Source organism: Bacillus sp. R86525 (assembly GCF_042466195.1).
Taxonomy (GTDB): Bacteria; Bacillota; Bacilli; order Bacillales; family Bacillaceae_G; genus Bacillus_A; species Bacillus_A nitratireducens.
This window is the reverse complement of record NZ_JAXHPX010000007.1, coordinates 3,487,613-3,512,091: the sequence shown is the minus strand read 5'-3', so window position 1 is coordinate 3,512,091 and position 24,479 is coordinate 3,487,613. Positions and strand designations below refer to the sequence as shown.

23 protein-coding genes and 2 other annotated features are annotated in these 24,479 nt (G+C 34.1%); of the genes, 21 read left to right on the top strand and 2 right to left on the bottom strand.

The genetic code is table 11. The features are described 5' to 3' along the window. Nucleotides 1–8: 8 nt before the first annotated feature. Nucleotides 9–773 carry an alpha/beta fold hydrolase gene (locus tag SJY24_RS20755; protein ID WP_377866026.1) on the bottom strand — a complete coding sequence of 255 codons (765 nt, stop codon included), beginning with the start codon at nucleotides 771–773 and terminating at the stop codon, nucleotides 9–11. A 275-nt stretch (nucleotides 774–1,048) separates the two neighbouring features. Between SJY24_RS20755 and SJY24_RS20750 the strand changes: the two genes are divergently transcribed. From SJY24_RS20750 to SJY24_RS20715, 8 genes are all read left to right on the top strand, one after another. Continuing rightward, nucleotides 1,049–2,809, top strand: coding sequence for an ABC transporter ATP-binding protein (locus tag SJY24_RS20750; protein WP_377866025.1), 1,761 nt, complete (start codon nucleotides 1,049–1,051; stop codon nucleotides 2,807–2,809). 87 nt (nucleotides 2,810–2,896) lie between these two features. Then, the gene (gene hitR / locus SJY24_RS20745; protein WP_328023047.1) at nucleotides 2,897–3,574 is read left to right on the top strand and encodes an envelope stress response regulator transcription factor HitR; all 678 of its coding nucleotides are present in this window, start codon (nucleotides 2,897–2,899) and stop codon (nucleotides 3,572–3,574) included. Next, nucleotides 3,571–4,644 (top strand): envelope stress sensor histidine kinase HitS, encoded by a 1,074-nt coding sequence (gene hitS, locus SJY24_RS20740; RefSeq protein WP_377866024.1) that lies wholly within the window; start codon nucleotides 3,571–3,573, stop codon nucleotides 4,642–4,644. Before hitR ends, hitS begins: the two co-directional genes overlap by 4 nt. 168 nt (nucleotides 4,645–4,812) lie before the next feature. Then, entirely contained in the window at nucleotides 4,813–5,532 is a 720-nt protein-coding gene (locus SJY24_RS20735; protein WP_377866023.1) for a 3-ketoacyl-ACP reductase, read from the top strand. Nucleotides 5,533–5,681: 149 nt separating this feature from the next. After that, a complete protein-coding gene (locus tag SJY24_RS20730; RefSeq protein WP_377866022.1) occupies nucleotides 5,682–6,353 on the top strand; it encodes an O-methyltransferase in 672 nt (223 codons plus the stop codon). 133 nt (nucleotides 6,354–6,486) lie between these two features. Beyond that, nucleotides 6,487–7,359 (top strand): aminoglycoside 6-adenylyltransferase, encoded by an 873-nt coding sequence (locus tag SJY24_RS20725; protein WP_377866021.1) that lies wholly within the window; start codon nucleotides 6,487–6,489, stop codon nucleotides 7,357–7,359. 117 nt (nucleotides 7,360–7,476) lie between these two features. Continuing rightward, entirely contained in the window at nucleotides 7,477–8,307 is an 831-nt protein-coding gene (locus SJY24_RS20720) for a peptidoglycan-N-acetylglucosamine deacetylase (protein WP_377866020.1), read from the top strand. Nucleotides 8,308–8,379: 72 nt separating this feature from the next. Further along, nucleotides 8,380–8,718 (top strand): SdpI family protein, encoded by a 339-nt coding sequence (locus SJY24_RS20715; RefSeq protein WP_377867287.1) that lies wholly within the window; start codon nucleotides 8,380–8,382, stop codon nucleotides 8,716–8,718. A gap of 52 nt (nucleotides 8,719–8,770) precedes the next feature. On the opposite strand, the gene SJY24_RS20710 is transcribed toward SJY24_RS20715, so the two are convergent. Then, nucleotides 8,771–9,379, bottom strand: a complete 609-nt coding sequence (locus tag SJY24_RS20710; protein WP_377866019.1) for an NUDIX hydrolase — start codon at nucleotides 9,377–9,379, stop codon at nucleotides 8,771–8,773. Between the two features lie 81 nt (nucleotides 9,380–9,460). Here SJY24_RS20710 and SJY24_RS20705 point away from each other — a divergent pair, with 81 nt between their 5' ends. The 13 genes from SJY24_RS20705 to SJY24_RS20645 all read left to right on the top strand — a co-directional run bounded on the left by SJY24_RS20705 (nucleotide 9,461) and on the right by SJY24_RS20645 (nucleotide 24,417). Further along, nucleotides 9,461–10,099, top strand: coding sequence for a pyridoxamine 5'-phosphate oxidase family protein (locus tag SJY24_RS20705; protein WP_377866018.1), 639 nt, complete (start codon nucleotides 9,461–9,463; stop codon nucleotides 10,097–10,099). A gap of 236 nt (nucleotides 10,100–10,335) precedes the next feature. Beyond that, nucleotides 10,336–10,567: a binding site (T-box leader), on the top strand. A gap of 114 nt (nucleotides 10,568–10,681) precedes the next feature. Beyond that, nucleotides 10,682–10,913, top strand: a binding site (T-box leader). 155 nt (nucleotides 10,914–11,068) lie between these two features. Further along, nucleotides 11,069–12,364 (top strand): homoserine dehydrogenase, encoded by a 1,296-nt coding sequence (locus SJY24_RS20700; RefSeq protein WP_377866017.1) that lies wholly within the window; start codon nucleotides 11,069–11,071, stop codon nucleotides 12,362–12,364. Beyond that, nucleotides 12,357–13,415 (top strand): threonine synthase, encoded by a 1,059-nt coding sequence (thrC, locus tag SJY24_RS20695; RefSeq protein ID WP_377866016.1) that lies wholly within the window; start codon nucleotides 12,357–12,359, stop codon nucleotides 13,413–13,415. The genes SJY24_RS20700 and thrC overlap by 8 nt, the downstream gene beginning before the upstream one ends. Further along, the gene (gene thrB, locus SJY24_RS20690) at nucleotides 13,412–14,305 is read left to right on the top strand and encodes a homoserine kinase (protein ID WP_000612652.1); all 894 of its coding nucleotides are present in this window, start codon (nucleotides 13,412–13,414) and stop codon (nucleotides 14,303–14,305) included. The genes thrC and thrB overlap by 4 nt, the downstream gene beginning before the upstream one ends. A gap of 116 nt (nucleotides 14,306–14,421) precedes the next feature. Then, complete coding sequence (locus SJY24_RS20685) at nucleotides 14,422–14,634, top strand: DUF6366 family protein (protein WP_377866015.1); 213 nt, start codon at nucleotides 14,422–14,424, stop codon at nucleotides 14,632–14,634. A 213-nt stretch (nucleotides 14,635–14,847) separates the two neighbouring features. Then, nucleotides 14,848–17,151 carry a glycoside hydrolase gene (locus SJY24_RS20680; RefSeq protein ID WP_377866014.1) on the top strand — a complete coding sequence of 768 codons (2,304 nt, stop codon included), beginning with the start codon at nucleotides 14,848–14,850 and terminating at the stop codon, nucleotides 17,149–17,151. Nucleotides 17,152–17,508: 357 nt separating this feature from the next. Continuing rightward, nucleotides 17,509–18,510 carry an LCP family protein gene (locus SJY24_RS20675; protein WP_377866013.1) on the top strand — a complete coding sequence of 334 codons (1,002 nt, stop codon included), beginning with the start codon at nucleotides 17,509–17,511 and terminating at the stop codon, nucleotides 18,508–18,510. Nucleotides 18,511–18,674: 164 nt separating this feature from the next. Continuing rightward, on the top strand, nucleotides 18,675–19,922 hold the full coding sequence (locus SJY24_RS20670; RefSeq protein ID WP_377866012.1) for a hypothetical protein: 1,248 nt from the start codon (nucleotides 18,675–18,677) through the stop codon (nucleotides 19,920–19,922). Between the two features lie 13 nt (nucleotides 19,923–19,935). Continuing rightward, nucleotides 19,936–20,625, top strand: coding sequence for a response regulator transcription factor (locus SJY24_RS20665; protein ID WP_001274205.1), 690 nt, complete (start codon nucleotides 19,936–19,938; stop codon nucleotides 20,623–20,625). Then, entirely contained in the window at nucleotides 20,622–21,983 is a 1,362-nt protein-coding gene (locus tag SJY24_RS20660) for a sensor histidine kinase (protein WP_001253239.1), read from the top strand. Before SJY24_RS20665 ends, SJY24_RS20660 begins: the two co-directional genes overlap by 4 nt. A gap of 102 nt (nucleotides 21,984–22,085) precedes the next feature. Then, entirely contained in the window at nucleotides 22,086–22,907 is an 822-nt protein-coding gene (locus SJY24_RS20655; RefSeq protein WP_377866011.1) for a peptidoglycan-N-acetylglucosamine deacetylase, read from the top strand. Nucleotides 22,908–22,921: 14 nt separating this feature from the next. Then, complete coding sequence (locus SJY24_RS20650) at nucleotides 22,922–23,578, top strand: YkyA family protein (RefSeq protein WP_377866010.1); 657 nt, start codon at nucleotides 22,922–22,924, stop codon at nucleotides 23,576–23,578. Nucleotides 23,579–23,736: 158 nt separating this feature from the next. Next, nucleotides 23,737–24,417 carry an MgtC/SapB family protein gene (locus tag SJY24_RS20645; RefSeq protein WP_377866009.1) on the top strand — a complete coding sequence of 227 codons (681 nt, stop codon included), beginning with the start codon at nucleotides 23,737–23,739 and terminating at the stop codon, nucleotides 24,415–24,417. The last annotated feature ends 62 nt before the right edge of the window (nucleotides 24,418–24,479 follow it).

Below are 24,479 nucleotides of genomic sequence, written 5' to 3'. Positions count from 1 at the left end.
AGTAGTATTTATTTCAATTTTCCATGCAAAAATTTAGCATACAAATCATGAAAATAGTTTGGACGGAATAAGTTTGCTGCATGACCTGCTAATGGAATTTCTTTATATAAAACGTTTGGAAGAATGGACTTTAAATCAAAGAGACAAGATTTATAGAGATGATCATGTTCTCCCATCACCCATAACATAGGGTGGGGAAGTGCTTTTAATTTAGATTTCAAGTCGAATTCTAAGCGATGTCGTAATGACTCAGCAATAATGGAAGAGTGTAATTGTAATCCGAAACGGTAATAAATATTTCTTGAAATTACAGCGAATGGATTAGCCTTTAATATCCCACTTGGGAAAATAGTATTTGCATACTGAGAAAGCCAAGCTGAATATTCATCCCCGCGTTTCTCCCAAAATTTCTGAAAAACATTATATAAACGGGAAGGATTATTATAATGTCCACCAATATGACAAATGCTTAATACTTTTTCAGGATGCATTTGCGCAAAGGTCGTAGAGATGTAACAGCCGTAGCTTAGAGCGCAAATATGAGCTTTTTTAATACCCTCTTTTTCATACAAGTTCAACAATTGATCTACGAGGCGCTGTATTGAAAAGTCGATAGCTTCTCCTTTATCCTCTCCGTGGCCTAATAAATCATAAGTTATAATGTTGTAGGATGCTGAAAATCGTTTATGCTCTTTTTTGAAGGCACGGCGATTTCCAACTAATCCATGAATAAAAATGATTGTTTCCTTTTCAGAATGTTTATTTGTTTGCAAAAAGGATACTCCTTTCAGTAACTGGAGATTTATTTAGTATTTTAAATTGGCTAATTAAGAAAATCCGTTATATATTTTCTATGCGTAGTCTAGCATTTGCATAGAATAATATTAAGTACCAGGTAATAATATCAGATATTTATATCTGTTGTAAAGATGAGTTTATATGTATATTTTGTAAAAATAGAAAAAGTGTGTTTACATTCAGTTTACATTTATATCGTATTCTATTTTTAGAAATCATAGTTTTGTTGAAAACGAGGAGATGAACGACAATGGAAGTTGGGAATACAGAAAAGAAAAAAGGGAATTGGAGGCAGTTTTTACGCCTTATTCAAGATACAAATCCACCGAAAGGCATTCTTATTTTTGCATTATTAATGAGTTTACTTTCTACTGGAGCGAGTTTGTTTATTCCGATGTTAACAAAAGGATTAGTTGATAATTTTTCGCTTTCTTCAATTAGTACAGGACAAATTGTTGCGTTAGTCGCATTCTTTATTATGCAAACAATTGCTGCAGGATTGTCAATTTATTTACTGAATTATATCGGACAAAAAATTGTAGCTGGACTTAGAGAACGATTGTGGAAAAAGGTACTTATTTTACCAGTGTCTTATTATGATCAAAATAGAACTGGAGATACAATTAGTCGTATGACAAATGATACAGGTGTTGTTAAAACATTAATTTCTGAGCATTTGTCTAACTTATTAACAGGCGGTATCTCAATTATTGGATCGTTAATTGTATTATTTGTTTTAGATTGGAAAATGACAGCATTACTTTTAACGGTTATTCCATTATCTGTACTAATTTTAGTACCACTTGGACGAAAAATGTATAAGATTTCAAAAGCACTTCAAGATGAAACAGCTTCTTTTACAAGTGTGTTAACACAGGTGTTATCAGAAATTCGTTTAGTGAAATCTTCAAATACGGAAAAAAGGGAATATGAAACAGGGAATACAGGTATCCAAAAGTTATTGCAATTTGGTTTGAAAGAAGGAAAAGTGCAAGCGTTAATTTCACCAGTTATGTCGTTTGTTTTAATGGCGTTGCTTGTTATTATCGTGGGGTATGGTGGAATGCGAGTTTCTAGTGGCGCATTAACAACAGGGGAACTTGTAGCATTTATTTTATATTTAGTTCAAATTATAATGCCAATGAGTCAATTATCTATGTTTTTCACACAATTCCAAAAGGCAATTGGTGCAACTGAAAGAATTAATACGATTTTAGAATATGAAGTAGAAGACCATGAAACTGGTGTGAAAGTTACAAATGCAAAGCAGTCGATCGTTATTGAAAATGTACATTTTGAGTATAACGAAGAAGAGAAAATATTGAAAAATATCGACTTCACGATTGAATCTGGAAAAGTAACAGCGATTGTAGGACCAAGTGGTAGTGGGAAAACAACTCTATTCTCGTTATTAGAACGTTTTTATGAGCCGACTAATGGTGTAATAAAACTAGGAGAAGAACCAATTACGGCCTATTCATTACAGTCATGGCGACGTCAAATTGGTTATGTTTCACAAGATAGTCCGTTAATTGATGGAACGATTCGTGATAATATTTGCTACGGTGTTGAGACTGAAGTGACGGATGAAGAAATTGAAAAAGTGGCAGCGATGGCATATGTTGATGCGTTTATTCATGATTTACCGAGCGGCTACGCAACAGAAGTTGGAGAGCGTGGTGTGAAGCTTTCTGGAGGGCAAAGACAACGAATTGCGATCGCTCGAGCGTTACTACGAAATCCACAAATCCTTATGTTAGATGAAGCGACTTCAAGTCTTGATAGTAAATCCGAATCGGTTGTTCAGAAGGCGTTAAATAACTTAATGAAAGGTAGAACAACTTTAGTTATTGCGCATAGACTTTCTACTGTTGTAGATGCAGATAAAATTATCTTTATTGAAAAAGGGAATCTTACAGGAAGTGGCTCACATGATGAGTTATTACGGACACATGACATGTACCGTGAATTTGCAATGCAACAATTGAAAATTAAAGAAGGAGCATTATAGAATGAAAAGAATCAGTGAGGGGGGCACTTCACTGATTGTTGATTTTGGAGTGCTAAAAAGTATGTTAAGCAGAAAGGAGATAATTCCTTGATACCCAAAATTTTAATTGTAGATGATGATCCGCATATTAGAGAACTTGTTTCTGTATTTTTGGAAAGAGAAGGTTTTCAAACATATGAAGCCGTTGATGGATTAGATGCTCTTCGAAGAATAGAAGAAGTGAAAGTTGATATGGTGATTCTTGATATTATGATGCCAAATATGGATGGATTTGATTTATGTTATGAATTAAGAAAATACTATGATATGCCGATTCTTATGTTAACTGCTAAAGGTGAAACATCTCAAAAGATAAAAGGGTTTCACCTCGGAACAGATGATTATCTTGTAAAACCATTTGATCCTTTAGAATTAGTTGTAAGAGTGAAGGCATTGTTGAAACGTTATCAAATTACAGTATCGCAATCTATTCAAGTTGGGAATGTACTGTTAAATCGTAATACATTTGAAGTTAACGCCGGAGAACAAACGGTGACGTTGCCGTTAAAAGAATTTGAATTGCTCTTTACATTAGGATCTAAAGCGGGAAGAACTTGTTCAAGAGAGCAATTAATAGAAGACGTATGGGGATATGATTTTGAAGGGAATGAACGTACGCTAGACGTTCATATTAATCGGTTGCGTGAAAAGTTTCAAGAAGAGTTATCGAAGTTTAGTATAAGGACGATAAGGGGCTTAGGGTATCGCTTAGAGGTAAGTAAATGAGAAAAAGAGAAAGAATGAGTAAGATGAAGATGTTAAAAGTAATGGGGGCGATAGTAGCGCTCTTTACTTTTCTTACTATAATTTGGTCTATAGCCTTTTTTGTATCGGCTAGTGTCATGAAAGCTCTGGAAATAAACGTATCGTCTTTTATTACTTTTCTAATTAGCGATATGGTTGGCTTTGTTTTTATTATTCTTATTTGGATATTAATCGGAATTTTAATGAGACCGAAGCGAGAGGCGATGATTTGGACTATTATTGAACCGATACAAAAAATTGCAAAAGGAGATTTCTCTGTAAAAATACGAAATGAAGAAAAGTATGATGGAGAAATTGGTGTACTCGTAAAGAGTATCAATGATATGACAGATGAACTGAACGCGATGGAGAAACTACGCCAGGAATTTGTATCGAATGTTTCTCATGAAATACAGTCACCATTAACTTCTATAAAAGGGTTTGCTAGAGCGCTGCAAGATAATAATCTTTCTGAGGAAAAAAGAAAGCATTATCTTACTATTATTGAAACGGAAACGACGAGATTATCTAAACTAAGTCAAAATTTACTGAAACTAACTCTTTTAGAGTCAGAAGAGTACACACCAGAAAGAGTGAGCTATCGATTAGATCAACAGTTAAAGCAAGTTGTATTAAATAGTGAACCGCTGTGGGCTGAAAAAGAAATTGAGTTAGACCTTGATTTAGAAAAAGTGCAAATTACTGCGGACCAAGAAAGTATGAGTCAAGTGTGGATTAATTTAATTCATAACAGTATTAAATTTACTCCAAGTGGTGGTATGATTACAATTCAGTTAAAAGAACATAAGGAATTCCAAGAAGTAAGTATTCGTGACACGGGAATTGGTATATCAGAAGAACAGAAGCAACATGTTTTTGAGCGTTTTTATAAAGTGGATTCTTCACGAAACCGTGCTTATGGAGGAAGTGGCTTAGGTTTAGCGATTGTAAAAAAAGTACTCGACCTTCATCAAGGAGAAATAAAAGTCGAGAGTGAGGAAGGGAATGGTACAAAATTTATTGTGCGTATTCCAAATCATGAAGAAAAATAGTGTTAGGAGGAGACCTTCTAACACTATTTTTCTTTAAAAATGCATTTACCATTACTATAGTTACCTATAAGTAACCTACGCACATGAAAGTGCATCATTGCCTTTTTACATAAACATAGATACACTTTTAATATAATAAACAACTGAGATGATTAAGGAGTGTTACACTTGGCAGAATTATTACAAGGCAAAAATGCTTTAATTACTGGAGCAGGTAGAGGGATTGGTCGTGCTGTAGCGATTGCGTTAGCGAAAGAAGGCGTAAATGTAGGTCTTTTAGCTCGTTCAGAAGAAAACTTAAAAGCTGTAGCGAAAGAAGTGGAAGCAGAAGGTGTAAAAGCTGTTATTGCGACTGCGGATGTATCTTCATATGAAGAAGTAACAACTGCAATTGAAACGTTAAAAGTTGGATTAGGATCTATCGATATTTTAATTAATAACGCTGGTATTTCTAAGTTCGGTAAGTTTTTAGAACTAGAAGTTGCTGATTGGGAAAAAATCATTCAAGTAAACTTAATGGGTGTATACTATGCAACTCGTGCAGCTTTACCTAGCATGATTGAACAACAATCTGGTGATATTATTAATATTTCATCTACAGCAGGACAAAAAGGTGCACCAGTAACGAGTGCATATAGTGCTTCTAAATTTGGGGTTCTTGGATTAACAGAATCGTTAGCAATGGAAGTTCGTAAACATAACATTCGTGTAACAGCGTTAACTCCAAGTACAGTAGCAACTGACATGGCTGTAGACTTAGGATTAACTGATGGAAACCCTGATAAAGTAATGCAAGCGGAAGATATTGCAGAGTTTATCGTAGCGCAACTGAAATTAAATAAACGTACATTTATTAAATCAGCAGGACTTTGGTCTACTAATCCGTAAGGGATAAATATAAAATACAAAGAAGGGACATCTATTCTGTAATGGAGTGGGTGTCCCTTCTTTATTTTTTGTGTATGAAACGGCATTTTCTGTATAATCAAACGTGAATGGTAGAAATGCATTAAAAAATTGAAGGGGATGGTATTTCCATGAGTACGATTGAGAAATGGATGGCTGTTGATCAATATATGAGTGATGTATTAATACCGAAAGACTCTACATTAGAAGAAGTTCTTCAAGCAAACGCTGCAGCTAATTTACCGGCACATGATGTTTCGCCTACTCAAGGGAAGTTTTTACAACTATTAGTACAAATTCAAGGAGCTCGTAACATTTTAGAAATTGGTACTCTAGGCGGATATAGCACTATATGGCTTGCAAGAGGATTGCCATCTGGAGGGCAAATTGTTACATTAGAAGCAAGTGAAAAGCATGCTGAAATTGCACGTAGCAATATTGATCGTGCCAATTTGAATGATAGCATTGAAATACGAGTAGGATTAGCGTTAGATTCTTTAAAACAATTAGAAAATGAGAAGTATGAACCATTTGATTTTATTTTCATTGATGCTGATAAACAAAATAACCATGCTTATTTTGAATGGGCATTGAAACTATCACGCCCTGGTACTGTAATTATTGGGGATAACGTAGTACGTGAAGGAGAAGTTATTGATAATACTAGTAATGACCCTCGTGTACAAGGGATACGCCGTTTCTATGAGCTAATAGCTGCTGAGCCGCGTGTAAGTGCTACAGCGCTTCAAACTGTCGGAAGTAAAGGGTATGATGGATTTGTAATGGCAGTCGTAAAAGAGTGATGTAAGGAGGCAAAAAGGATGAAAAGGAAGTTTCAAAAATTATAACGTGTATTGTGTGCAACACGGTTAGCTCGTGGACCTCCAATTTACATAACAATATAAGTTTATATAAAAAATTGGAGGTTAGGAATAGATGAGAACTGAAAAAGAAATGTTAGACTTAATTATAAATACAGCAAAAGAGGATGAAAGAATTCGAGCTGTCATCATGAATGGATCACGTGTAAATCCAAATGTGAAAAAAGATTGTTTTCAAGACTATGATATTATTTATGTTGTAAAAGATATCCAATCTTTTACGTCTAATCATAATTGGATTCATAGATTTGGAGAAATAATGATTGTCCAAATGCCGGAAGAAATGACGTTACTTCCAGCAGATGAAGACGGGAAATTTCCGTATTTAATGCAATTTATGGATGGGAACCGAATCGATTTAACGTTAGTTCCAGTTGATTTGATAGATATATTCGTTGGACAAGATAGTTTAAGTAAACTGCTTCTAGATAAAGATAATTGCATTGAAGAATTCCCACCAGCAAGTGATAAGGAATACATGATAAAAAAGCCTACAGAAAAAGAGTTTTTAGATTGCTGTAATGAATTTTGGTGGTGTAGTACGAATGTGGCAAAAGGGTTATGGAGAGAGGAACTTTCTTATGCGAAAGGAATGCTTGATGGCCCAGTACGAGATATGTTCATCGTAATGCTAGAATGGCATATTGGTATGAAAACAGACTTTACAGTTAACGCAGGGAAGTTTGGAAAGCATTTCGAGCAATATTTTGAAAAAGATATGTGGGAGCAATTTAGAAAGACATTTTCAAATGCAGAATATGAAAATATATGGCAGTCATTCTTTGTAATGGGAGATCTATTTAGGGAAGTTGCGAACGAAATTGCTAACGCTTATGAATATCAATACCCGCAAGGTGATGATGACAGAGTGACAAGTTATTTAAAATATGTGAGAACATTACCGAGAGATAGTAAAGTAATTTATTAATTTTATTGAGTAATAGGACTGTCCTAATAATGGACAGTCTTATTTTTGTTCATGAATAACAATTTCTCTAACAAAGTACAGATGAATCACATATGAAACTTTAGGGAGGTTTTTATCATGTATTATTTTTATTCGCCAGAAATGTTCGTTCCATATCAATGGGGACTAGAACGAAATGTTTCGTATGCTTATATGCCATATCATTCATTTCATTATGGAGACTATATAAGCACATTGCCATACGCATTAAATATACCTCAAAATTATGAAGTACAAATGAAAGAAGAGGAGCGGGGATCATGGACACCATTTTCATGGGTTGAAAAATATGCGTATGCATTTTCAGGACCATACAATAAAGCGGAAGTAGCTCTCACATTTGATGATGGGCCGGATTTAGTATTTACGCCAAAAATATTAGATAAGTTAAAAAAACATAATGTAAAAGCTACTTTTTTCCTACTTGGTGAAAATGCAGAAAAGTTTCCGAATGTAGTAAAGCGTATAGTTAATGAAGGGCATGTAATTGGTAACCATACGTACAATCATCCGAATTTAGCGAAAGTAAATGAGGCTGAGTACCGTAATCAAATTATAAAAACGGAAGAAATATTAAATCGTTTAGCTGGTTATGCACCGAAATTTATACGTCCACCATATGGTGAAATACTTGAAAATCAATTGAAGTGGGCGACAGAGCAAAATTTTATGATTGTACAGTGGAGTGTCGATACAGTTGATTGGAAAGGGGTAAGTGCTGATACGATTACAAATAATGTGCTAGGGAATTCATTTCCAGGTAGTGTCATACTTCAACATTCGACTCCAGGTGGACATTTGCAAGGATCTGTGGATGCACTAGACAAAGTCATTCCGCAGTTAAAAACGAAAGGGGCACGTTTTGTAACACTTCCAAGTATGTTCCAGACATCTAAAGAGAGAAAATAAAAATGTTAATAATTGGAATGTGTAAAGTTGTATAGTATAATGAAAGTGTAAGTTAGGAGGTGGATATGATTGGTGTATGCACTAATAAACATAGGAATGAGCATATTGATTGGTATTATATTTATACTTGCAGCACTTATTCTTCAAAAAAACCCACCGACGGATATTAACGCAGCATATGGTTACCGAACGAAACGATCTATGAAAAGTAAGAAATTATGGGATGCTGGTAACAGGTATAGTGCAGAAGTGATGAAACAAAATGGATTCATTATGATGTTAATTGGAAGTGTTATTAGTATACTGTTTAGATATCCACATACAATGATAGCGATTATGATTGTGATGCTATTGTTAATCATTCGCTTATTTATGCGAGTAGAGAAAAGATTGAAGACACTTGAACAATAATGATAAATAAAATAGGACTCCCGGGCAATATAAGCTGGGAGTCCTATTTTATTTACAAACTATTATTTTTTAGCAATTCTTTTCCTTGTTCTACAACAAATTTATAGTATTCAAGGTCATATGGATAAATATCTTCAAGCGTTATCGTTATCGGTTTACTGTTTAAAACAGAAATAGTCGTTATAGATGAAATATCTCTGTTTAATAGTTGTAGGAAAGAAGATGCATGTACTTTCATTACATCATCTACTTCTTCACCCGGTGCAAATGAAAGTGGTTTTATTACATTATGGAAATACATATGACAAAACTCACGATCAGTAAGATTTGAAATTTCATAATCTATTTTATAGATTCCTTTGTATGCTAAATCATTAGTTTGAAAGGAAAGTCCCAATTCTTCTTCAATTTCACGAAGGCCGCCAATTTGTACATCTTCATCATGCATAATATGCCCAGCGGATGTAATATCCCATATACCCGGAGCTTCTTGTTTATTTTTAGAGCGTAATTGGAAATATAAGAACATGTCCTCAGTATCTTTTTCTACAAACCAGCAATGAAATGTTTCGTGCCAATCACCGTCACGATGCACTTCATCACGTAATTTCTTTCCAAGTGTATTTCTTTCAGGATCAAATATTGTTAACCACTCTGTCATTTTAATTCCCCTTTCTGCAAATTTTATTATACAATATTTGTATTGAATTTTGGGAAAATAAAGAAAAAGGAGTGGTTATAATTGGGGATAGAGAGTAAGGAAATAAAATCGATTATTTCAACAGAGGAAGAATTACGAGAGATATTAGGGCAACCAAGTGAACGGGCTTTGAAAAAAGTTATTTCATCACTTGATCATCATTGTGTAGATTTTCTGTCTAAATCTCCTTTTCTAGTATTATCTACTGCAGATAAATTCGGAGAGTGTGATGCTTCGCCGAGGGGAGACGCACCTGGATTTGTATATGTTTTAAATAAAAATAAAATTATCATCCCAGAAAGACCGGGTAATCGTCGTATAGACTCTATTTTAAATATTATTTCAAATCCACACGTAGGGTTAATCTTTTTTATTCCGGGTCTTGGGGAAACACTTCGAATAAACGGTAAAGCATATATTACAAACGATGAAGAAATTTTGAAAGAAATGCAGGCGAATGGACGCAATCCGTTACTTGGAATTGTTGTTGAAATAGAAGAGTGTTATATTCATTGTGCAAAAGCTTTTATTCGTTCAAAAATGTGGGATACAGAATCTTGGTTAAATAAAAAAGAGTTACCCTCAGCAGCAAAAATGTTGCTGGAGCATGTGAAAGTGAATGCTTCAGAAGAGGATGTTGCGCGTTCGTTAGAAGAAAGTTATAGGGAAAGATTGTATTAAAAATTATTTTTTAAATATAGTGTTGAAGCATGAAACTCTAAGCGTTTTAGAGTGAGGCTTTAACTATGAATATTGTTAATTTGTATGTGATGAATATATGTGCAAGAGAATAAATTTGTATTAGATGAATTGTTATTTTAAAATATAATTATTCATATTCTTAAAAATAGTGAAGAAAAATAGGCTTGCTTTTTAAAAATTTGATAACTATAATAAATTAACAAATAGACATGAATGAAAAAGTAACGATAAGGACATGAGATGATTTTTACGGTTTACAGAGAGGGAAGCCAAGGGTGTGAGCTTCCTAACACGAAAAATGATCTTACCACCTTTGAACTTCAATAGTGAACGAGTAATCTAGTAATTATTGACGGTATCAGCCGTTATCTGAACTTGAGCAATCTAGGGAGAAATATGTCTAGGTTGGAACAAGGGTGGAACCACGAAAACACATTCGTCCCTTTCCTAGGGATGAGTGTGTTTTTTTATAGATTTAGAGATTGAAAATTTAAAATAATTAAAAAATAGTATTGATTTTGTTATTTATGCGAGTATAATGAATTAACAAATAAACATGAACGAAAAGTAACGATAAGGACATGAAATCATTTTTACGGTTTACAGAGAGGGAAGCCAAGGGTGTGAGCTTCCTAACACGAGAAATGATTTTACCACCTTTGAACTTCAATAGTGAACGAGTAATCTAGTAATTATTGACGGAATCAGCCGTTATCTGAACTTGAGCAATCTAGAAGGAAATAAGTCTGGATTGGAACAAGGGTGGAACCACGAAAACACATTCGTCCCTTTCCTAGGGATGAGTGTGTTTTTTTATTACTTTGAAAGGAGGTGCGGTAACATGAAACGATTCGTACGTACGGAAATAACCACCACCTGCATGATTAAAAAGCAGAGCAAGGTGATTGATAGAGATAAAAAAATAAAATTGTAGGAGGAGATTAGAAGATGAATAACGTTATTAATGTTGGGGTATTAGGCTTAGGTACGGTCGGAAGTGGTGTTGTCCATATTTTGAAAGAACATTATAAAAAAATTGCACTTGATACTGGGTATGAAGTGAAGGTAAAGACAGTTGTTGTACGTGATTTAGAAAAAGAACGTGATGTTTGCATTGATGGAATCGTAGTAACAAGTCATGTCGATGAAGTTCTAAATGATTCAAATATTGATATTGTAGTAGAGGTAATGGGCGGAATTGAAGAAGCAAAACAGCATATTGTTAAGGCTTTACGAAATAAGAAACATGTCGTAACAGCAAATAAAGATTTAATGGCTGTATACGGTGCAGAGCTTCTTCAATTAGCGAACGAAAATGATTGTGATCTATGTTATGAGGCAAGTGTAGCGGGTGGAATTCCGGTGTTAAGAGGATTAACTGATGGGCTAGCTTCAGATCAAATTGAAAAAATAATGGGAATTGTAAATGGCACAACAAATTACATGTTAACAAAGATGAGTCAAAAGGGATGGTCCTATGAAGAGGCTTTACAAGAAGCGCAAAAATTAGGTTTCGCAGAATCGGATCCAACAGCAGATGTTGATGGACTAGATGCGGCGAGAAAGGTGGCCATTCTTGCAAACTTAGGTTTTTCGATGAATGTTTCTTTAGATGATGTGCAAGTAAGAGGGATTCGAAAGGTCGAAAAAGAAGATTTACAAATGGCTGAAAAATTAGGATTTACTATGAAATTAATTGGGAAAGCAGAGAAACAGGGATCAGCCATTCATTTAAGTGTAGAACCGACTCTTTTACCGAGTCATCATCCGTTATCGAATGTAAATAATGAATTTAATGCGGTATATGTTCACGGTCAAGCAGTAGGAGAAGTAATGTTTTACGGACCTGGAGCTGGGAAGTTACCGACTGGTTCTGCTGTAGTAAGTGATATTATTTCAATCGTTAAAAATATGAATCAAGTTCAGAAAAATAAAAGTGCGTTAAAAGAACCAGAACCGTATGAATTACAGGGAGATGAAGAAGTTGTTTCAAAATATTTCTTACGTATTTCATTACGAGACGAACCTGGGATGTTACAAAAAATAACAGAATGTTTCGTTAATTATTCTGTAAGTTTAAAAGAAGTTATTCAATTACCTTTAAATCGTGAACTTGCAGAAGTCGTTGTTGTGACACATCAAACTTCAAAATATCAATTCGAACGAGTGTTAGGAGCGATAGAAACTGTCGCAAGTGAAATAAACAGTTATTACATTATTGAGGAGGAAAAACAATATGTATAAAGGACTATTAAAACAATATGCTTCTTATTTACCGGTGAGTGAAAACACACCTGATGTTAGCTTAATGGAAGGAAACACACCCCTTATTCCGTTATTAAATATATCAAAACAATTAGGGATTCAGTTATACGGAAAATATGAAGGAGCGAACCCAACAGGTTCTTTTAAAGACCGTGGTATGGTAATGGCGGTTGCAAAGGCGAAAGAAGAAGGGTCAGAGGCCATCATTTGTGCATCTACAGGTAATACATCGGCATCAGCTGCCGCATATGCGGCACGCCTCGGAATGAAATGTATTATCGTAATACCAGAAGGAAAGATTGCGCATGGGAAACTAGCGCAAGCAGTTGCTTATGGAGCAGAGATCATTTCAATAGAAGGGAATTTCGATGATGCACTTAAGGCTGTAAGAAATATTGCTGCAGAAGAGCCGATTACATTAGTAAACTCAGTAAATCCTTACCGAATTGAAGGGCAAAAAACAGCAGCATTTGAAATTTGCGACCAGTTGGAAAATGCACCAGATGTTCTAGCTATTCCTGTTGGGAACGCAGGGAACATAACAGCATACTGGAAAGGATTCTGTGAATATGAGAAAGAAAAAGGCTATAAGAAGCCAAGAATTCACGGGTTTGAAGCGGAAGGAGCAGCTGCTATTGTAAAAGGACATGTCATTGAAGAACCTGAAACAATTGCAACAGCGATTCGCATCGGTAACCCAGCGAGTTGGTCATATGCAGTAGAGGCTGCCGAACAATCTCATGGTGAAATAGATATGGTATCAGATGAAGAAATATTACATGCGTATAGATTATTAGCAAAAACTGAAGGAGTTTTTGCAGAGCCGGGATCAAATGCTTCATTAGCGGGCGTCATTAAACATGTGCAATCTGGAAAAATCAAAAAGGGAGAAACAGTTGTTGCAGTTTTAACTGGAAACGGTTTGAAAGATCCTGATATCGCAATTTCTTCTAATAAATTTGATATTGCAAGTGTGTCAAATGATATAGAGCAAATTAAAGATCATATTAAAGGGGTGATTATGTCGTGATACCATTGAGAGTACGTGTCCCTGCTAGTACAGCGAATGTCGGACCTGGATTTGATTCAGTAGGAATAGCATTGTCATTATATTTAGATGTGGTGGTAAAGGCGGAAGCAGACAAATGGCAAGTAATCCATTCCTTTGAAGATTCAATTCCAACAGACGATAAAAATTTAATTGTTAGCACGGCATGTAAAGTGTGTCCTTCTTTATCGCCCTATATAATAGAAGTTACTAGTAATATTCCGCTGACAAGAGGTCTAGGAAGTAGTGCTTCAGCAATTGTAGCAGGAATAGAGCTTGCGAATCAGCTTGGAAATTTGAACTTAACAACTGATCAGAAAGTTCAAATTGCAACAAATTTTGAAGGACATCCAGATAATGTTGCTGCTTCTATATTAGGTGGAACTGTAATCGGAGCACTGGATGGAAAAAATGTTTCCGTCGTAAGGATTGAAAGTAAGGAATTAGGCGTAATTTCTCTTATTCCGAATGAAGAGCTAAATACGGACGAGAGTCGATCTGTATTACCAGAGATGTTTCCATTTCATGAAGCAGTTAAGGCTAGTGCGATAAGTAACGTATTAGTAGCTGCATTTTGTCAAAAGAAGTGGGAAGTTGTAGGGGAAATGATGGAACGAGATCATTTTCATGAGCCATATCGTTTAGAACTTGTCCCGTTATTACCATCAATTCGTAAGTGTGCAAAAGAATTCGGAGCATATGGAACAGCGCTTAGCGGTGCGGGACCATCCATTTTTATATTAACTCCATATGAGAAACGTCAAGAAATTGCGGAGCAATTAGCGAGAGTATTTACAGCTATGAAAGTATGTGAGCTTGAAATCGACCATAAAGGGATTACTGTAAATAAGGAAGAACATATCGGATTATAAAGAAAGCTAGCATCGCTAGCTTTTTTATGTTGTAAATATATTTTACATCAGCATATAAAATGGAAATGAGTATTGTATAATTTAGTAAAGAGCGTATTAATTTTGGAGGTGATTATATGAGTTCAAAAGAGTCACCAGAAGAAAAAAGAGAACACATAAGACAAGGTGAGTTGAAAAATAACCCTACCGGTTCTTTGAATGATGGGCTCAATAGAGCGGAATCAGGTAGCCCTGTTGATATGACAGGGGGCATGAATTGGAAAGGTACAGGGATATTAATTTTAGTGCTAGTTTTAGGGTATATTATATATACTTATTTTTTTAGTTAAGAAATGCATGTTAAAACTTTGAATTATTTGCTTTTATAATTAGTGAGGATGAAAAATCACGGTTATTGTACTACATATATTTTAAGCAGATTATAGTTGTCCATATAAACTTATTGTTAATACTCAAAATAGAGCTAGCGTTGTGCTAGCTCTATTTTTTTGCCACATTCCTGTAACAAAGCACCTGTATATTCAGTGGTGGAGGTGCAGAAGATGAAAAAAATGATAGCAATATGTCTTCTTACAACTATGTCATTTTCGACTTTAGTTGGGTGTGATGTAAAAGGTAATAATGCTGTACAAGAGTCTAAAATAAAGAAAGCGACGTATAAAGATTTTACTTACGATGTAAATCCAGAGACTTTCGCGTTAACTGTAGAACATGATGGCGTAAAGGAACAGGCATCACAACCGTTACCGAAAATGAAAGTATCAAATGTAAAAAAAGACAAGGATCGCACATCGTGGGAATATCCAGATGAAAAAGTAAAAATAAACTTAGAAAAGAAAAAAGACCACTTAAATATTGAAGTGGAATCGACTGGTGCAGAAAGCTTTACATGGCCGAAAGTACAAGCTGAAAATTATATACTTCCGTTATGGGAAGGTAAGCAAATCCCAAGTCATGATGAGAATTGGAAGAAGTTTTTAAAGGATGATTCATATTCATTTGCTGAATCATTTTCTATGAAGTTTTTCGCATTAAATGGTTCGAAATATTCGATTGTTTATATTGCAAACAATATGTTTAATAATGAATTGAAATTTCATTCGGATCCGAAAATAGGATTTGATTTTACACATGAATTCCCAAGTATAAATAAAAATAAAACGTACGGATTTCAGCTATATGTGACAAATAATGATGCAGTAAGTATTGCTAAATTGTATAAGGATAATATCGTTGGAAAAGGTGAATTTAAAACATTACAAGAAAAGGCAAGAAAAAATAAAGAAATCGAAAAACTTTACGGGGCAGCTCATTTTTACTTTTGGAATCAAAATGGTTTATCAGAAAGTAACGTAAATTGGCCGAAGCTAAGAGAGCAAATAAATAGCCCTGTGTTTAGCCATATAAAAGAGCTTATTCAAAAGAATAGTTCAGAGCCTGGGGAATTGAATGTATTTGAGCAAGTGAGTAAACAAGATTTTATCGATAAGTATCAAAAAAATGTTATTTTACGCTATACAAACGAAGTATTATCTATGAAGGAATTGTATAAAGAAGATATTTTCCCGAAAGTTGATCAGGAAGCTAGTGTGTTACTAAAGAAAGGTGTAGATCACTTATCGAAGACAGAGTTGTATAGCTTAAATAAACATTTACTAAAGTCAGTACTCGGTGATGCGGTTGAAGAAGTAAGTAAATGGGGTAACACAGATGGGACAGATATTATAAAGGAAATGAAAGAAGCAGGAATAGACAAAGCGTGGATTGGTCTACCGAACTGGGAACAAGGATATATGCAGCCTAATTTCGTTACAGAAGCTAAGAAAATGGGGTATTTAGTTGGTCCGTATGATTCTTATCACTCAATTCATGAGAAAGGTGATAAGAATTGGAATACAGCATCTTTTAATGATCCATCGTTATATGAAGAGGCAACTGTAACGAAGAAAAATGGAGAAAAGGTGCAAGGATTTTTAGGTAGAGGACGAAAACTAAATCCGACATTATCACTTCCTAGCGTAAAAGAAAGAATGAACGATATATTACAAAATGGTCCTAAATATAATTCATGGTTTATTGATTGTGATGCAACAGGTGAAATTTACGATGACTATTCGGCAAAACATATAACGACACAAGAACAAGATCTAAAAGCAAGATTACAACGAATGGATTATATTGCGCAAGAAGAAGGTATGGTAGTTGGCTCTGAGGGCGGAAATGATTTTGCAAGTAGTACGATTACATTCGCTCATGGAATTGAAACGCCTGTTATTAAATGGGATGATGAAGATATGAGAAAAAACAAAACAAGTCCGTATTATGTAGGTGGATATTGGTCATCAAATCAAAATGTTCCCGAAAAATATGCAAAACAAGTACCGTTGAAAGAAGAATATAAACAAGTATATTTAAATCCAGTATATTCGGTACCGTTATATAAATTAGTATACAATGATTCCGTTATTACAACACATCACTGGGAATGGGGAAGTTTGAAGGTGAAAGATGAAGTGGGAACTCGTATGTTATATGAGTTATTGTATAATGTTCCTCCGTTGTACCATTTAGATGAAGTAGAGTGGAATAAGCATAAAAAAGAAATTACACAGCATTTGAAAGTTTGGAATGAAGTTCATAAAAAGGCAGTAACAGAAGAAATGACGGACTTTGCATATCTGTCAGAAGATAAGCTAGTACAATTTGCTTCTTATGGAAAAGATATTAAAATCATTGTGAATTTCTCAAATGAAGATGTGGAAATAGAAAAAATGAAAATAAAAGCAAAATCAGCTTTAATTAATAATAATGGGAAACAAATCATGTACACACCAAATGAAAAATAATAAAGTGAAACTTTAATCAGTGGGGGATTTATTCCTCACTGATTAATAGTCCGCACCAATCAAGATTTTACGGCACAAACTGGACTCTTTATTCCTGCTAAATTGTGAGGTGAAAATCTTACTATCTGCAATAAAAGAATGATAAATCTGTAATTTTAAATGTTTTGAAGTGTTAAATTTTTGAAGTTGATAAACAGTGACTTGCCAAAAATAAGCACGAGAGTATAATGTGAAATGGAATACATATTGGATTCATGATGTAACCTTACAAAAATGTAAGGTGATTGAAAGGAAATTCAATATGAAGATTACTAGACATACATTATACTAGGAAAAGAGAAAGAGAGGAGAATGAACATGAGCTCTGAATTAGAACAAAATACGAGAAGCAATAAAAAACGTTCTAAACGAAAGTCAATAAAATGGTTCATTTTAATTCCATTTTTCCTACTTATTTTTGGAGGAGTAGGATATGGATCGTTTATATATAACAAAGCCAAAGCTGTTGTAAGTGATGCGTATGCAAAAATTGATAAGTCATCAAAGCGTGATAAAGAAGTTGAACCTTTAAAGGACAACATTTCAATTTTAATCATGGGTGTAGATGGAAGTGAAATGAGAAAAGACCAATATGGTGAAGCTGTTCGAACAGATGCACTTTTATTAGCGACAATTAATAAAGATGATAAATCAGTTAAATTAGTAAGTATTCCGCGTGATTCACGTGTTTATATTCCATCTAGAAAGAAATTAGATAAAATTACACACGCCCACGTATTTGGCGGTGTTGAAAGCACAAGAGATACAGTGGAAAGATTTTTAAATGTTCCTGTTGATTATTATGTGAAGTTTAACTTTGAATCATTCGTACAAATTGTCGATTCAATTGGTGGTATTGATATTGATGTACCGGTTACTTTCACTGAACAAGATAGTAAAGACCAAGCAGGTATGATCCATTTAGAAAAAGGTTACCAACATTTAAATGGTGAACAAGCCCTTGCGCTTGCTAGAACGCGTAAAATTGATAGTGATACAATGCGTGGTCAAAGACAACAACTTGTAATTGAAGCAATTGCGAAAAAAGCAATGTCTGTTCAATCTATTAGTAAAATGGGCTCTTTACTTGATGCAGTTGATAAAAATATGAAAACAAATTTAACATTTGATGATATGCTTGCTATTACGAAAAATATGGCAGGATCAGATTTGCAAATGGAAAAGATGCAAATTGAAGGTACTGATAAACGTATTGGTGGTATTTATTACTACATTCCAAACGAAAAAAATGTGAAAGATATTTCGACTAAGTTAAATGAGCATTTAGGTGTTACACCAAAACCAACTCGAAACGAATAGTAAAAAAAGATTGGCCTTCGCCAATCTTTTTTTATGGGAATATAATTGTAACTTTTCTGTAACGATTTTTTATTTTAGAAAAATTATACTCATATATATGAGAATATTGGAGAAGCAAAAAGTATAGAGAAATACTTAAAATCTGTAGTAAGGAAAGATATCATATGCAGAAATGGATAAGCATTTTGGGAATCATTTTTATATTGACTGGATGTAAAATGTCTGAAGCTCCAACAAGTTTAATGGGAGCTCCTGCAAATGAAAAGTGGATTAATGAATTAAAAGAGCAAATAGATAAAGATTTGCCTATTAATTATCGATTGCTTACTCCAATGTCTAATAAAGATAAACAGATGATTTGGTCAATGGATTTTAAACAAGATAATAAAAAAGAAGCGATTGTATTTTATAAATTACCGAATGAAGATTGGAGTATATACTTAGCTATTTATGCGGAAAGCAACAATGGCTGGAAACTAAAGTCCACTCATACATTTGATGGTGAGGATATAGATATCGTTAAAGTCGGTGATTTTACAGGGAACGGGAAGCAAGAGTTATTAATTGGGATCACTGTAAGTCGTGAATCTTTAGAACATGTAATGTATGCTTTTTCGGAAGAAAATGATGATATGAAGGAGATTTATAATCGGCAATATACGAAGTTATTTATAGAGGATTTAAATCAAAATGGCCTTAATGATATAAGTCTTGTTACGTATAAAAAAGACGAACAATTGAAAGTTGAGTTTATGGAACAGTTTAAGACAGTATCAGAAGTTACATTTGATCCTTTTATAAATAGTATTCAAAGAATACAAATGGGCCATATTTCTAAAACATTAAAGGCAATTGTAATTGATGCAGGAATTGGGGCTCATTCAGGTATAACAAATGTAGCGAAATTTGATAAGGATCATTATGAAGTACTACCTATGGATGGGAAAGAAGACTTATTCAATGAGTATGTTGTGGAAAGTAAAGACGTTAATGAGGACGGTATTATTGAATTTGTTCGTACTGTGCGTCCAAAAGGTTGGGAAGAGGTATCGTACGGAGAGAGCACGATGTTTGAACGTTATATACAGTGGAGTGAAGAGGGAATTAAACCGATAGAAGAAAGATATGTCAATATAGAGAAAGGTTATTTTGTCAAAATCCCTCAAGCGCTAATTGGAAAAATAACTGTCCCAGTTCAGCAAGACGCATCGGATCTTCAAAAATTTATAGATGTAACTACAAATGAAATATGGCTTGAAGTCCATATTTTTAAGCGGAAAGAATGGTTCAAAATAAAAGGATACGAGGCAGCAGTTAAAACGGCTTCTCACGTATATGCAGTACCGAAGCAATCTAAATTTGAAAAAGTAAAAGCATATATAAAACCGCTAGCGGATTATCAACAAGAGTAGGGAGGTGGGAATTATGTCAGCAATTTTAGTTTTAGAAGATGAAATACCAATCCGTAGCTTTATTGTCTTAAACTTAAAACGTGCTGGGTTTTATGTATTAGAAGCTAGTACTGGAGAAGAAGCGTTACAGATTTTAAGTGAACAAACTGTTAATGTAGCGTTACTTGATGTTATGTTGCCGGGGATTGATGGTTTTCAAGTTTGTAAAGCTATCCGGGAAGAAAATAAAAAAATGGGTATTATTATGTTAACCGCACGTGTACAAAATGAAGATAAAGTACAAGGGCTAGGAATTGGTGCAGATGATTATATCGCAAAGCCGTTTAGTCCAGTAGAATTAATTGCACGTATACAATCTTTATTAAGAAGAATAGAAGTACATGAAGAAAAAACGAATACAATCACGTCTGGTCCGTTTTCGTTAAATATTATAGAAGAAAGATTATATAAAGGTGGACAATTAGTTGATTTAACCCCTACAGAGTACATGATACTACAGTATTTAATGAACCAGGCCTCGAAGCCGGTTTCGCGTGATGAAATTTTAAATATGATTTGGGGAACTAATTACGTAGGCGAGACGAAGGTAGTCGATGTAAATATGAGACGGTTACGTCAAAAGATAGAATGTAATCCGTCAGAACCAGAGTTTATCCATACTGTGTGGGGAAAAGGATATGTGTGGAAGGAAACTATAAGATGAGACGGAAAGTGACTTTATATTTTATGACGGTCATTATACTTATGCTTGTATTATTTGAAGTAGTATTTTCAGTTTCCATTTATCGATATTATTATAATGGTATTGTGCAATATGTTGAATCTCATGCAAAGACAAGTACACGTTTTTTCTCAGAATACAATTCACTATATTTTATTCGCTTGCAAGAATATAGCGGAGAGATAATTGAGAGTTTCCAATTAGAAGGAACGGAATTACAATTGATTGATCGTCACGGTACGATTATACAGTCGTCAAGTGGACAAAAGGTGGAAGGTAAAGTGATTATTCCATATTCTTTACTAGAAGGAGAAATGTATAATCAAGTTACTATTACGAAAGATGGTGTGAAACAATTAGAAGTATATAGTCCACTGATTCATCAAGGACAAACTATCGGCGTTTTAAAATATACGACTGTGTTAACAGATGTCAATGCAAAGATAATCGAAATTATTTTGTTTACTATTTCAGTTGGAATTGTCATCTCAGGTATCGTATTTTTAATAAGTAGACGATTGGCGAATTCGTTTGTGAAACCTATCGAATCTATTATTCATGCTTCTTCGCAAATTGCAGAAGGTACATTAAAGGAGCAAATTAAAGAAGATTATCCTGGTGAATTAGGTGAGTTAGCACATAGCTTAAATTATATGGCCGATAAAATAGAAAAAGCTGAGCAAATGAAAAATGAATTTATTGCCTCTATTTCGCATGAAATACGAACACCTTTAACAGGGATTAAAGGGTGGAGTGAGACGTTAAAAACAGTAGATCATTTAACAGATGAAGAAATAAAGCAAGGTATGGGAATTATTTCAGGTGAAACAGACCGATTGATACATTTAGTAGAAGAGTTACTAGATTTTTCAAGATTGCAGTCAAATCATTTTAATTTATATAAACAAAAGGTGCAATTGTACGATATACTAGAAGAGACGATTTGGCAATTAACTCCTAAATCAGAAGAGAAACAGATTCAACTAGTCGCTAATTTAGAACGAGTAGAACTAGTAGGAGATCGAAATAGACTAAAACAAGTTTTTCTAAATATTATTCATAATGCTATTAAATATTCAAATGAAAAAGGTACAATTTACATTGAAGCGGCCAAAAGTGAAGGAAAAGCCGTGATTAAGGTGACAGATCAAGGTATTGGAATTGCTAAAGAGCATCTACCATTTATAGAGCAGTCATTTTATCAGATTAATAACCATATTGAAGGCGCAGGTATTGGATTAGCTATCGTAAAAAAAATGGTGGAGCTTCATGGCGGTACGCTTAGTATTACAAGTAGAGAACGAGTAGGAACAACAATTTTGATAAAACTCCCACTATAATTTTATAAAAAGTATGTTTATATAGTGTAATAAAAATAAATAGATGTATAATTATATTGGGTGATTTATATATGAGATTAATAGAGAGAGGAATTCGATAGAATGGAAAAGGCTTTTAACTTTAAACGTGTAGTAGTCGCTTTAATAGCAATTGCAATAGTAGCTATTGGGTATTTCATGTTTCAATCTATTACTTCACCAGCAAAAGCTGTAGCGAAACAAGAAAATGTAGTGCAGCTTGCAAGTGAACAATCGAAAATTGAAATGAATAAAACGGCACCAAGTCGTTTTAACGGAGTGGAAAGAAAAGTTGCTTATCTTACATTTGATGATGGGCCAGGAAAATATACGGCTGAATTATTAAATATGTTAAAACAGCATGATGCGAAGGCGACATTCTTTTTAATCGGAGCGAATGTAAAAGAGTTTACTGATTTAGTAAAACGTGAAAATGCAGAGGGTCATTATGTTGGAATGCATAGCATGACACACAATTTTGCGAAGTTATATAAAAATGGCGAATATGTTAATGAAATGAAAGAAGATCAAAGCTTAATCGCAAATATTATTGGGAAATCACCTCAATTAACACGTCCACCATACGGGTCGAAGCCTGGTTTAAATGAAGGCCTTCGAAACAAAGTAGTAGAGAGTGGTCTTAAAGTATGGGACTGGACAATTGATTCTTTAGACTGGAAATACAATAAAGTACAAGTCGATGCAGCGGCAGCACAAATCGCTCAAAATGTATTAAATGGTGCAACAAAACCTCAAGAAGTCATTTTAATGCATGATATTCACCCACAATCAGTCGCAGCTGTGCCAGCAATATTAAAAGGTCTAAAAGAAAAGGGTTACGAGTTTGAAGCATATCATGAAGAGAATCACTTCCCAGTGAATCTTTGGCATGATAACCGTATGTAATGGAGGAATTGAAGTTGAAATATGGAAAAGTAGCAGTTGTTGGAGTATTATCAGTAGGATTATTATCAGGCTGTTTCGGTGAAAAGCCAGAAGGAAATTTATTTGCGGCTTTTGAAGCAGCAGCAACACAAGAAAAATCTTTAGCGGATGACACAAAAAAATTAGAGGAATTAGAAAAGCAAGGACAAGAACTTTATTCTCAAATTTTACAAGAAGGTAAAGAGCATAATGAAGCAGTTTCAAAGAAAATAGAGCAAGCTACTGCAAATGTCGACGAGCGTGAAAAAGTATTGAAAAACGAGAAGGAACAGTTAGAAAAAGCGCAGAAAGAAACGAAATCCGTTCAAAGCAATATTGAAAAACTCGAAGATAAGAAATTACAAAAACAAGCAAAAACAGTTGAAGAATCGTATAAAAATCGTTATGATGCATTCCAAAAGATGAATGAAAATTATACGAAGGCATTAGCGACTGAAAAAGAACTGTATGAAAAGTTAAAGGTTAAAGAAACAAAATTAAAAGAAATTGGTGAAAAAGTTAAAGCTGTTAATGAATTAAATGTGGAAGCACAAAAGTCGAAAGAGCAATTTAATAAGTATACAAAAGAGTATAATGACAGTAAATTAGCATTTTACAAAGATGCAGAGATTAAGATTAAAGATCAGAAATAAAGAAAAATCTTAAGCGTAATAACAAGCCGGAGAAACATCGTCACAAGTGTTTTTTCGGTTTTTTACGTTAAATGAATAGAAAAGACTGGAATTGATATCATAAAAGAGTTATAGTGAATTGTTCCAAGGGAAACATTGTAAAGTAAGGAGAATGAAATATGTCATATGAATTTTTATTCAAATTAGGTTTAGCACTCTTTTTAGGATTATTCATCGGGATAGATAGGCAGCTAAAGAATAAACCGCTTGGTGTGAAAACAAGTATGGTTATTTCTGTAGCAAGTTGTTTAATTACAATGGTTTCAATTGAGTCTGTAAATGTATATTCTGTACCGGGTCATACGAATATGGATCCAATGCGATTAGCTGCCCAAATTGTTAGTGGTATCGGTTTTCTTGGTGCAGGTGTCATTTTACGAAGAAGTAATGACGTTATTTCTGGATTAACGACAGCTTCTATGGTGTGGGCTGCTTCAGCTTTAGGTATTGCAATTGGAGCAGGATTTTATGTACAAGCGACGGTTGCTATGATTTTAATTATTTTAGCGATTAACGTACTTCCGCAAATTGTGAAAATTGCAGGTCCTTATTCATTAAGACAAAAGGACTTATCTATAAAAATTACTGTAAAAGAGCATCAAGAATTAGATCGTATATTTAAGCAAATTAAAAATTTAGGTATGCATGTGAAACGAGTGAAAATTAAAGATATTGATAATGGAGCATTTCAGCAATTGGAGATGGTTATATTAGCTCCAGAAGATTTATATACAACTGAGTTATACAGTTCTCTAAAAGAGATTGATCGTGTTGTCTCAGTTGAAGTTGAAAGTAGATGATTGTGATAAAAAAGAGTGAAGTGAATTCACTCTTTTTTTATTTGGATTTTCAAGGAAATAAA

Bases quoted from the DNA above. Each gene is read 5' to 3' on its own strand.
- SJY24_RS20750 (WP_377866025.1), top strand. From the start codon at position 1,049: ATGGAAGTTGGGAATACAGAAAAGAAAAAAGGGAATTGGAGGCAGTTT.
- hitS (WP_377866024.1), top strand. From the start codon at position 3,571: ATGAGAAAAAGAGAAAGAATGAGTAAGATGAAGATGTTAAAAGTAATG.
- SJY24_RS20730 (WP_377866022.1), top strand. From the start codon at position 5,682: ATGAGTACGATTGAGAAATGGATGGCTGTTGATCAATATATGAGTGAT.
- SJY24_RS20725 (WP_377866021.1), top strand. From the start codon at position 6,487: ATGAGAACTGAAAAAGAAATGTTAGACTTAATTATAAATACAGCAAAA.
- SJY24_RS20720 (WP_377866020.1), top strand. From the start codon at position 7,477: ATGTATTATTTTTATTCGCCAGAAATGTTCGTTCCATATCAATGGGGA.
- SJY24_RS20710 (WP_377866019.1), bottom strand. From the start codon at position 9,379: ATGACAGAGTGGTTAACAATATTTGATCCTGAAAGAAATACACTTGGA.
- SJY24_RS20700 (WP_377866017.1), top strand. From the start codon at position 11,069: ATGAATAACGTTATTAATGTTGGGGTATTAGGCTTAGGTACGGTCGGA.
- thrC (WP_377866016.1), top strand. From the start codon at position 12,357: ATGTATAAAGGACTATTAAAACAATATGCTTCTTATTTACCGGTGAGT.
- SJY24_RS20685 (WP_377866015.1), top strand. From the start codon at position 14,422: ATGAGTTCAAAAGAGTCACCAGAAGAAAAAAGAGAACACATAAGACAA.
- SJY24_RS20680 (WP_377866014.1), top strand. From the start codon at position 14,848: ATGAAAAAAATGATAGCAATATGTCTTCTTACAACTATGTCATTTTCG.
- SJY24_RS20675 (WP_377866013.1), top strand. From the start codon at position 17,509: ATGAGCTCTGAATTAGAACAAAATACGAGAAGCAATAAAAAACGTTCT.
- SJY24_RS20670 (WP_377866012.1), top strand. From the start codon at position 18,675: ATGCAGAAATGGATAAGCATTTTGGGAATCATTTTTATATTGACTGGA.
- SJY24_RS20665 (WP_001274205.1), top strand. From the start codon at position 19,936: ATGTCAGCAATTTTAGTTTTAGAAGATGAAATACCAATCCGTAGCTTT.
- SJY24_RS20660 (WP_001253239.1), top strand. From the start codon at position 20,622: ATGAGACGGAAAGTGACTTTATATTTTATGACGGTCATTATACTTATG.
- SJY24_RS20655 (WP_377866011.1), top strand. From the start codon at position 22,086: ATGGAAAAGGCTTTTAACTTTAAACGTGTAGTAGTCGCTTTAATAGCA.
- SJY24_RS20645 (WP_377866009.1), top strand. From the start codon at position 23,737: ATGTCATATGAATTTTTATTCAAATTAGGTTTAGCACTCTTTTTAGGA.